Origin of the sequence: uncultured Flavobacterium sp. (assembly GCF_937967675.1) — a bacterium.
In the GTDB taxonomy this organism is placed as follows: Bacteria; Bacteroidota; Bacteroidia; order Flavobacteriales; family Flavobacteriaceae; genus Flavobacterium.
In genome coordinates this window covers 1-11,077 of sequence record NZ_CALBSN010000053.1, presented here as the reverse complement: position 1 = coordinate 11,077, position 11,077 = coordinate 1, and the positions used below count along the sequence as shown (strand labels likewise).

Annotated in this window: 9 protein-coding genes; all 9 read right to left on the bottom strand. The window is 32.0% G+C overall.

All coding sequences use genetic code 11. From position 1 onward, the window contains the following. Positions 1–29: 29 nt before the first annotated feature. A complete protein-coding gene (locus Q0075_RS03440; protein WP_297868293.1) occupies positions 30–1,079 on the bottom strand; it encodes a carboxypeptidase-like regulatory domain-containing protein in 1,050 nt (349 codons plus the stop codon). Positions 1,080–1,244: 165 nt separating this feature from the next. Further along, positions 1,245–2,882 (bottom strand): glucose-6-phosphate isomerase, encoded by a 1,638-nt coding sequence (pgi, locus tag Q0075_RS03435; RefSeq protein ID WP_297868292.1) that lies wholly within the window; start codon positions 2,880–2,882, stop codon positions 1,245–1,247. Next, on the bottom strand, positions 2,882–4,117 hold the full coding sequence (locus Q0075_RS03430; protein ID WP_297868291.1) for a peptidoglycan DD-metalloendopeptidase family protein: 1,236 nt from the start codon (positions 4,115–4,117) through the stop codon (positions 2,882–2,884). The genes pgi and Q0075_RS03430 overlap by 1 nt, the downstream gene beginning before the upstream one ends. Positions 4,118–4,143: 26 nt before the next feature. Then, the gene (locus Q0075_RS03425; protein ID WP_297868290.1) at positions 4,144–5,070 is read right to left on the bottom strand and encodes a tryptophan 2,3-dioxygenase family protein; all 927 of its coding nucleotides are present in this window, start codon (positions 5,068–5,070) and stop codon (positions 4,144–4,146) included. Further along, positions 5,070–5,846 (bottom strand): DUF3108 domain-containing protein, encoded by a 777-nt coding sequence (locus tag Q0075_RS03420; RefSeq protein WP_297868289.1) that lies wholly within the window; start codon positions 5,844–5,846, stop codon positions 5,070–5,072. Before Q0075_RS03420 ends, Q0075_RS03425 begins: the two co-directional genes overlap by 1 nt. Before the next feature lie 285 nt (positions 5,847–6,131). Beyond that, a complete protein-coding gene (hppD, locus tag Q0075_RS03415; protein WP_297868288.1) occupies positions 6,132–7,295 on the bottom strand; it encodes a 4-hydroxyphenylpyruvate dioxygenase in 1,164 nt (387 codons plus the stop codon). A 57-nt stretch (positions 7,296–7,352) separates the two neighbouring features. Then, positions 7,353–8,510: a homogentisate 1,2-dioxygenase gene (locus Q0075_RS03410; protein WP_297868287.1), complete on the bottom strand. Its 1,158-nt coding sequence runs from the start codon at positions 8,508–8,510 to the stop codon at positions 7,353–7,355. Between the two features lie 172 nt (positions 8,511–8,682). Then, positions 8,683–10,881: a patatin-like phospholipase family protein gene (locus tag Q0075_RS03405; RefSeq protein ID WP_297868286.1), complete on the bottom strand. Its 2,199-nt coding sequence runs from the start codon at positions 10,879–10,881 to the stop codon at positions 8,683–8,685. Further along, a partial coding sequence (locus Q0075_RS03400; RefSeq protein WP_297868285.1) for a helix-hairpin-helix domain-containing protein occupies positions 10,881–11,077 on the bottom strand: 197 nt, incomplete at its 5' end. The genes Q0075_RS03400 and Q0075_RS03405, both read right to left, overlap by 1 nt.

Genomic DNA, 11,077 nt, shown 5'->3' with positions numbered 1-11,077 from the left:
ACAGAAATATTAACAACTTAAAAATTAATCTAGTTTAATAATGCACTACGGGTATTATTATATTTTCTGCCAAAACCTAAATAATCAGAAATTCTTTTTGTGAAATTTTGATCATGTGATTGAGGTGCTCCTGTAATTAAGAAATTGAAATTGTGCTTATCATTTGGCTTATATCCAAAAGAGATAAAATAATTTTGTCCTTCACCTCTTGTACCTTGGTTGTATCCGTCACCTTGCCAATGAGACAACATAACACTCATACCAAAACCGTTTTTCATGATTCCAGTATTGTAAGCAGCGGTTGATTTGAAATAATCACTATTTGCTACTCCCATAGAGACAAATCCTCCTTCTTTTTTATCAGTTGCTTTAGTTACAAAGTTAACCGTACCTCCCACTGAAGATATCGCTAATTTTGATGAACCTAAACCTCTTTGTACTTGAATGAAATTTGCAATATCTGACATACCAGACCAGTTAGACCAATACATTTTACCATCTTCCATACCATTAATTGGTTGCCCATTTAAAAGGAATGCTGTATTATCTTGTTGGAAACCACGTACCGTTATTCTTGAATCTCCATAACCACCAGACTGTCCTGCAACATAAACGGATGGAGTATTTACTAATGCTTGAGTAACATCAGCAGTACCTACTTTTTCTTGAATTTCAACAGCTTTGATTGTTGAAACGGCGATTGGAGTTTTACGCTCTTTTGCCACGTCAATAATACCTTTACCAATTACAACAACTTCTTGTAATTGACTTGCATCTGGTAATACAACTATTTGACCTAAATTAACCGAATTACCATTAACTGTAAAAGGAATTGACTTCGTAACAAAACCTAAATAAGACACAGAAATAACTCCAGATTTTTGAGTTGTAGTAAGCTCAAACTTTCCATCTAAATCAGTTGCTGTTCCATTTGAAGTACCTTTTACAACTACACTAGCTCCTGCTAATGGTTGATTTAAGTCTCCATCAAAAATTACTCCAGTAATTTTTGACTGAGAAAAAACAGACATGGTTATTAGAAAAAAACCAGCCAGTAAAACATTTTTAAAGATTTTCATTTGTTGTGTATTTATTATTATTTTCGGCAAATTTCTTATATAATTCACTATTGAATGTTAAGTTATTGTTAACAAACAAGTTGAAAGTTAAAAAAATTAGCATTTCTATAAGAAAAAAATTATAAAAACATTAACAAATAAAATAGTACTATTTAAAATGCCTGCTTAAGATATGTACTTCTTTAATAAAAATTTTGTAGATGCATCATGACGATTAAATTCTTTAGAAGAAAACTCTTCTAAAATTGAATTAGCTAATTGCTTACCTAATTCTACGCCCCATTGATCATAACTGAAGATATTCCAAATGATTCCCTGAACAAAAATTTTGTGCTCGTACATGGCCACCAAAGCACCTAATGACTCTGGAGTTAATTTGTCGATTAGAATTGTATTTGTTGGCTTATTCCCTGAAAACACTTTAAAAGGTAATAAAAAGTCAGCCTTTTCGCCTGAAATGCCTTGTTTCTCAAATTCTGCTTTTACTTGCGCTTCCGTTTTACCCATTAATAAAGCTTCGGTTTGTGCAAAGAAATTCGACATTAATTTGTCGTGATGGTCTTTGTTTCCGTATAGCGATTGTTTGAATCCGATGAAATCTGTTGGAATTAATTTGGTCCCTTGATGAATCAATTGAAAGAAGGCATGTTGTGAATTAGTTCCAGGTTCACCCCAAATAATCGTACCGGTTTGATAATTTACTGGTTTCCCATCTCTATCAATACTTTTCCCATTACTTTCCATAATACCTTGTTGCAAGTAAGGCGCTAACTTCTGTAAATATTGCGTGTACGGAATTAACGCTTCACTTTCGGCACCAAAAAAGTTGTTGTACCAAATACTCAATAAAGCTAAAACTACCGGAATATTTTTGTCGAAAGATTCGTTTTTAAAATGTTCGTCCATTTCGTTGGCACCTTTCAATAATCTATCAAAATTATCAAATCCAACTGCTAAACTTACGGATAAACCTACCGCACTCCATAACGAAAAACGACCTCCAACCCAGTCCCACATTGGGAAAATATTATTGGGATGAATTCCGAATTCGGTTACTTTTTGAATATTGGTTGACACTGCTACAAAATGCTTCGCTACATCGTCTTGTGAAGCTGATTGTAAGAACCAACTTCTAATGGTTTCTGCATTTGATAAGGTTTCTTGTGTAGTGAAGGTTTTAGAAACTACAACAAATAATGTCGTTTCTGGATTTAATTTCTTTATAACTTCGTTAACATGATCACCATCTACATTAGAAACAAAATGAACGTTTAAATGATTTTTATAAAACTGCAAAGCTTCTACAATCATAGCTGGACCCAAGTCAGAACCACCAATTCCAATATTTACGATATCGGTAAATGGTTTTCCTGTGAATCCTTTTTTATTTCCTGAGATAACTTCGTTAGTGAAGTTTTTTATTTTATTTTTTACCGAATACACTTCAGGCATTACGTTAACGCCATCAACTAAAATATTGGCTGATTCTTTTGCACGAAGCGCCGTATGTAAAACCGCTCTATTTTCTGTTTGATTAATTATTTCACCTTCAAAATAACTTGAAATAGCTTCTTTTAATTGAACTTCATTTGCTAAATTTAACAACAAATCAATTGTCTCTTGATTAATAATGTTTTTAGAATAATCTACTAAAAAATCATTCCATTGGATATGAAATTTTTGAGTTCTATCAACATCAGTTGCAAACAAATCTTTCATTGAAACTGCTTGCATTTTCTCAAAATGCGACTTAATGTTTTGCCAAGCGGCAGTTTGTGACGGATTAACTTTTGGTAATGTCATTATTCTTTAAATTTAACTACGGTTATACTATCCAATTCTTTTTTCAAAGGTGCAATATGTAATAAGTATTTTTTCTTATTTGATTCATTCAAAGGCTCTGCATTAGGTAATTTTTGTCTTAGTGGATCAACTTGAACCCCATTTTTCCAAAAACGATAACACACATGAGGTCCAGTTGCTAAGCCTGTACTTCCAACTTTACCAATTACTTGTCCTTGTGAAACGCGTTGTCCATTTCGAACTAAAATTTTAGACATGTGTAAATATTGGGTAGCATATGTTGAACTGTGACGAACTTTTACAAAGTTCCCATTTCCTGCAGTATAACCAGTTCGTTCTACAACTCCTGAAGCGGTAGTCTTAATTGGTGTTCCATGAGGTGCTGCATAATCCGTACCATTGTGGGCTTTAAAACGCATTTGTACCGGATGAAAACGTCTGCCTGAAAAACGTGATGAAATTCTGAAATAATCTAATGGTGCTTTCAGAAACATGCTTTTTAAACCTTTCCCATTTTCATCATAATAATCAGGATATTTCTGATCTTCTTTAATTTTATATGGAAAAGCGAAAATTTTCTTGCCTTTATGTTCAAAGTATGAAGCCTCTATACTTTCAACACCTACATATATAGAATCTTCAATGTATCTTTCATTAATTGTTACTGCAAATTTATCACCTTTTTGGATTTTAAAGAAATCGACTGTATAAGCATAAATAGTGGCCAATTTATTAGCTAATCCAGCGCTGACTCCGGCATTAGTTAATGTTTCTGATAGAGAACCTTCTATTTCAGCAGCTACAACTCTTCTTTTCAATGTAGTTGGTTTCTTTTTGTTAAAAACGGCAATTGAGTCTCTAAAGTCAACTACGGTATAACTAATTCTATCTTCAATATAAACTAAAGCTTGAAGGGTATTAGGTTTTTTCTTGTCGAGAAACATTATATAAGGTTTTCCAGCTTTTATTCTTCTTACATTGAAAGAGTCTTTTACTATTTCCGTAACATCATGAACTCTTAAACTATCTTTTAATGGAAATTTTTCTAAAAGTTTACCAAAAGTATCACCTGAACGAATAGTGTCTCTAACTACTTTGAAGTCGTTAAATGTAAATCCAAATTCTTTTATAATAGGCTCTTTTTTTACTGTTTTTTTTACTTGATCTGTATCTTCTTTCGAATTACAAGCGGTAAAAAAAGTGACAAATAAAATAGCTAATACGAAATATCTCAATGTTTTTTGTTTTGTGCGTAATGCGGTTATTCTCCCCAGTTATCTAATTCTTCTTTCGTCCACAATTCGGGGAAGAATATTCTTTTTTGGTATTTTGGTAACATGTATTTTTTCCAATCACTTCCTCCAGTAGCTTCGTGATTTCCTGGCACACTTTCGATGTATTTTTTTGCGGCATTAAAATGACCCATTACCCAAGTAATATTAACCGTTTTATCATAATGACGCATTGCTGCTACTAGCTCTGGGGTTTGTTGATCGGCTTCTGGCAATTGTTCGAATTTTCTCCACAAGTTAATCGTATTATATTCCTCCATCCAACCTAAGAACATCTTTTTATATTTTCTTTCGAATTCTAAAATTAAGTAGGACTTTTCACCTGTGTGATAATCTTTCCCAGCCGCTTGCCAATATAGATGTTCAAAAGCGTGTTCGTATGGTGTATTTCTATCGATAGTAGCTCTAAAACGATTATCGATTAAGTTAATTAAATCTGTTGAACTGAATTCAATTAAACGATATTGTGCCGACTGAAATCCGCTTGCTGGTGTAAGTGTATTTCGGAATTTAAGATATTGTTCTGGCTCCATTCCGTCTTTCATAATATCGAAAGAAGTAGTTAGCATATCGAAATAACGACTTATTCTACCTAATTTCTCTGTAAAATAGGCTGTAGATGGTTTTTCGTTATGACACAACTGATCCATTTCCCAAAGAATCATTTTGAACAACAATTCATTTACTTGATGATACATCACAAAAACCATTTCGTCTGGCAAAGTAGTTCTTTGTGTTTGAAGACTCAAAAGTGCATCGGTTTGAATATAATCCCAATATGTAATGGGTTTTGCCCAAATTAAACCTTCTAAATGCGTTGACGTATTTTGATTAATTGCTTCAAATTTATTATGAAGTTGATTTAATTGATCTTGAATTTTAGGAGTAATTTCCATTATTGTTCTACTTTGACTTTAAATGTATTTTTCAAGCCTTTAAAAGCTTCTAAATCTGCCTTTAAAGACCCTACTGCTAAACTAGCTTTCAAACGGACTGGAATTTTATTATCATCATCTGAAATCCAGACTGTTAGACTCTCTTCTTCTTTAAAAACCCTTCCTGCCTGAACATAAGGTCTAAAAATCATACAAGAAACTTTTCCAAATTTAGTTTTTATATCTTCTCTACCAATAAATTTTAGCTTAAATTTTGTTGTTTCATTATCAAAAAACATATCAATAGAAATTGACTCTCCCACTTTTAGCTTGTCAATTTTAGGATGATTCCTTAAATAATAAAATGAAGAAACTATATCTTGAACTTCTTCTGGTACAGAAAAGGTTTTTTCTGTTTTCTTTTTATAATCTTTAACTAAAACGGTATTCTTTTCTTGATTAAAGAAGCCTTCTTGATTTTTTGTGTAGCCCCCTTCATTAATCCGTCTAACAAATTGATATGGTTTACCCGTTTGTTTATCAAAATAGCTTTCATAGTTATCATCAACTTCAAAAAAGAATTTTGTCATTCCTGTTGTCCAACCTTTTCCAACAACATGATGTACTTTTTTATTATTTTTAATTGCTTCTTTGATTTCTAAAGTTGCATATCCAGCATTAACTATTCCATAATGTATTCTAAGTTTGAACCACTCTCCAGTAGTATATGCATTTTCTTGTACTACAAATGAATTTGTAAACACAAATAAAAGAATGAGTAAGATGTATTTTTTCATATTTTTTCTTTTTAAATGAAAATGCAATTTCTGTTCCAAAAATACTAAAACAAAAAAACCCAGTCAAAAATATGACTGAGTTTTTATGCTATTAACCAACCAAAAAACTATAAATTATGAAAATTTACTGTCAAAACAAGGCAAACTACCTCCTCGTTTTGCGAGTGCAAATGTAGAATTGTTTTTTGAATTATTCTTAGTTAAATTTTAACTTTAACATATTTTTATCAAAAATCACATCACTACAACGTTGTAATTTAAAGATTTGTTAATAATTTTTCAGTTTTACAATGTACCTCGCAATTCTTGCTCACGCTCAATCGACTCAAAAAGGGCTTTAAAGTTACCTGCGCCAAACCCACGAGCACCCATTCTTTGAATAATTTCGAAGAAAAGTGTTGGACGGTCTTCAACTGGCTTCGTAAAAATTTGTAACAAGTACCCTTCATCATCAGCATCAATCATGATACCTAATTTTTGAAGTTCATTAATATCTTCTTTAAATTTAGACATGTGATCTTTTAATCTTTCAGGAATTGCATCATAATACGCTTGAGGTGGCGTGCTTAAAAACTCTATACCTCTAGCACGCATTTCAGCTACAGTTGAAATAATATCATCTGTTGCAACGGCAATATGCTGAACACCTTCATCTTCGTAAAAATCTAAATATTCTTCAATTTGAGAACGTTTTTTACCGTTTGCTGGCTCGTTAATTGGAAATTTAATTCTTCCGTTTCCATTAGACATTACTTTCGACATCAAGGCAGAATATTCTGTTGTAATTTGTTTATCATCAAATGAAAGGAAATTCACAAATCCCATTACATCTTCAAACCATTTTACAGCTTCGTTCATTCTGTTCCAACCTGTATTACCTACCATGTGGTCGATATATTTTAATCCTACTGGTGTTGGGTTATAATCCGATTTCCATTCGCTATAACCTGGCATAAAAACACCATTGTAATTTTTACGTTCTACAAAAATGAAAACAGTTTCTCCATAAGCGCCATAAATACCTGCACGAACTACTTCTCCATTTTCATCTTTTTCCACTACTGGCTCAAAATATGGTTTTGCACCACGTTTAGTTGTTTCAGCAAAAGAATGACGAGCATCTTCTACCCAAAGCGCAATTACTTTAACACCATCACCATGCTTTTTTACATGTTCTCCAATAGGTGAATTACTATTTAGAGCAGTAGTTAATACCAAACGGATTTTATCTTGTTTCAACACATAAGATGCTCTGTCTTTAACTCCAGTTTCTAATCCTGCATACGCTAACGATTGAAAACCAAAAGCCGTTTTGTAGAAATGAGCCGCTTGTTTTGCGTTACCCACATATAATTCTACATAATCTGTTCCTAATAAAGGTAAGAAGTCTTGTGCTCCTTCAAATATTTTTTCTAATCCGTATTCTACTGATTTTATTTCTTGTGCCATGTTTTTAATATTTTTAATAGGTGAAAGCACCTGTAATGTTGTGTTAATAATTATTTTTTAGTCTAACCAAGATTGATAGTACTTCTCATCTGCTATATTCATTGCGTCTTCTGTAACCATTAAAGGTTTAAAAGTATCTACCATTACGGCTAATTCTAAAGTTTCTTTTTTACCAATACTTCTTTCAGCTGCTCCTGGGTGTGGTCCATGAGGAATTCCCGCTGGGTGTAATGAAATATGTCCAGCTTCAATATCATTTCTACTCATAAAATCACCATCTACATAATACAACACCTCATCGGCATCAATATTACTATGATTATAAGGGGCTGGAATTGATAATGGGTGATAATCGTATAATCTTGGAACAAATGAACAAATTACAAATGCATTTGTTTCAAATGTTTGATGAATTGGCGGTGGTAAATGAATTCTACCTGTAATTGGTTCAAAATCGTGAATTGAAAATGCATACGGATAGTTATAACCATCGTAACCCACTACATCAAATGGATGTGTTGCATAAACCAATTCAAAAATTTCGTCTTTCTTTTTGATTTTGATTACGAATTCCCCTTTTTCGTTATACGTTTCTAATTCTTCTGGACGACGGATATCTCTTTCACAAAATGGTGAATGTTCTAACAATTGTCCGAACCAGTTTCTGTATTGTTTTGGTGTGTAAACTGGCGAATGTGATTCTACGATAAACAAACGATTATCTTCGGTATCAAAATCCATTTTATAAATCATTCCTCTAGGAATAACCAAATAATCCCCATATTTGAAATCTAAATTTCCTAACATGGTTCTTAATTTCCCTGTTCCTTTGTGAATGAAAATTACTTCATCAGAATCCGTGTTTTTATAAAAATAATCAGTTGTAGATTTTCTTGGCGCTGCTAAAACAATATGACAATCCGAATTCGTAAGAACGATTTTTCTGCTTTCTAAGTAGTCATCTTGTGGCGCTACTTCAAAACCTCTTAATCGATAAGATTGAATGTTATTTGCCTTAGCAATTTTAGGTGCAACACTGTATTGTTTTCTAATCTCCTTTACTTGTGTTGGTCTGTGTTCGTGATACATATTCGTTGACATTCCGTCAAATCCTACTGTACCAAAAAGTTGCTCATAATACAAATCTCCGTTAGGTTTGCGGAATTGAATATGACGCTTATGTGGGATATTTCCCAATTTGTGATATATTGGCATTACATTAAGTTTTTATTAGACAATAAGTTATATGTCGAAGTGCCAATAATAAATGAAGTTGAAATGTATTGGCACGAAAAAAAACTCACTCAGGATTTCTCTTGATGAGGAATTTTAAATGTGCTAATAGGTCTAACCAATTTTCCATCATTACAAATATCGTAATTTTTTATTAAAACCAAAATCCAACTGAAAACCAAGTGTGATGATCTTTTGTTTCAGGCGACCAGGAGTGCTTTATTTCAACTGGCCCAATAACTGTTTCCATACCATAACCAAAAGAATACCCTGAATAATCTGGTTTTTTAAACCATGTATCAATATTATCAAATATTTTATTACCAATGTTAGCAAAATTTGCATTAAAATTTAAATGATGCTTTTTGAATATTTCATAATCAGCAGTGAATAATAATTTCACATAACTATCACCAGCTAAACTTAAGAAATCATAACCAAAAAAAGGCTTAATATTATTAACTTGTTGAAAACCAAACCCTCCTAAGATGAAATCAAAATAAGGTATACTCCTTTCTCCTATAGCAAAACCCACATCGGATTGCATTTTGAGTGAAATATTTTTATTAATGGGTTGCGCAAAAGCGAAATCTGCTTTTGCAATAGAAAACCTTTCAAAATTATTTTTGTAATCTGAAGAATAAACATAGGAACGAATTTCAGAATTAAAGTTCCATCCTGTTTTTGGAAAATATTTTTTATCAAATGAATCATATTTTACAAATCCAAAAAGTGAAAAATATATACTATTTTCAAAAACAGGATTAGTATTTTGAAGTGTTTCTGATTCTAAAACTAAAATTTTATGCTCAACTCCTCCGCCCAACGAAAACTTTTGAGCAAAAATAGTTTGTAAATAAGCTTGATTACTAAAATCTAAAAAATCCACGTTAATAGCATTTGTAACAGCTTCAAAAAGAACATCATCTGCAATGTTGTTTGTTATATTTCGATTAAAAGTAGTTAATTTAGAATTAAATCCAAAACTCCAATAAAAGCCATTATCAATGTAATAATCAAAATTATATCTAATATTATCTCCTAAAATCAAATCTAATGAAGCTACATCATTTTTAGTAATCAATCGCTTTTTGGTGTAATTTAAAAGTATTCCACTTTTGAACAAATCGTCGTAGTGAAGACCAAATTTTAAAAAAGTGGTATTCTGGTTTTCTTTTAGTTGTAAAAGTAACCTCTCGCCATCCTGCATTTTATCAAATGAATAACTTATGGCACTAAAATTTTGTGTGGCATTTAAATTTAAAATCCCTTTCTGAAATTGATTGATTGAAATTTTTGTGTTTTTTTTAAATTTCAATTTCCCAATAATATATGCTCGTGTAAAATTATCTAATTTATTGGTAATTATATCTTTAATAAAAATAGAATCTTGAAGAGAGGTTCTAGCATTTTTAGGGCTATCAAAATTAGCTAATGGCAATAATTGATTAATCATTCCTAATGCTTTTTCTTTCCCTTTCCCAATAATTTCTTTCCCTTTATCAAACGCTACAACAGTAAATCCTTTTATATCTGGTTTGATGTAAATGTTGGTAGCTTTTTGTTTTCCTTCCATTTTTTCTATCATGGAAAAATTATTTATCTGTGCTAATACTGATGTAACACCTTTTAAATCCTCTCTAGTTTTTAATCCATCTTGAACATCTACTCCAATTACAATGTCTACACCTCTTGCTTTTAACTCTTCTATTGGATAATTATCAACAACTCCTCCATCAATTAAAACTTTTCCATTAATCTCAACAGGACTATACAATGTAGGCAATGCACCACTAGCAATCATGCTTTGTGCTAAAACTCCTGAATCTAGAACCACTTTCTCTCCTGTTTCAGCATCGGTAGCAATGCATAAAAAAGGAATTGGAAGTTCATCAAAATCACGCACATGACTCACGTGATGAGTCAACGAAGAAAGTAAATTAAAATTATATAGCCCTTTTGATAAACCTGAAGGCAATCCTAATTTAAATTTATTAAAAGGAAGTGTTAAGGCATAAATTTCGTCATTCCTTTTTTCGTAGAAAGACTTAGCTTCTCTAGGCGTGTAATCTTGAAGTAATGCATCAATATTAACATTTGAAAAAATAGAATCCAATTGTTCTCCATTGTAGCCTGATGCATACAATCCACCAACAATCGCACCCATACTGGTTCCAGCCACATAATCAACTTTTATACCAAGGGAATCGATTACTTTTAGCACACCAATATGCGCCAATCCTTTTGCACCACCACCACTAAGCACAAGTCCTACTTTTGGTCGCGGGTTTTCTTGTCCTAAGCTGATTTGGGTAAAAAATAGTAGGCTTATAAACAAGAAGAATTTTTTCATTATTGCTTTTCAGATTGAATTGTCTTGTAAAAGTCGGAAATTTTTTTGGCTTTTGAAATACCTACCACTTCAGAAATTGCTTTTTCATCGGCAATTTGCAATCTTTTAACACTTTTAAAATGTTTCATTAATGTAATCATCGTTTTTTCACCGATTCCTGGAATACTTTCCAAACTATTGGTTAAAGCCGATTTAC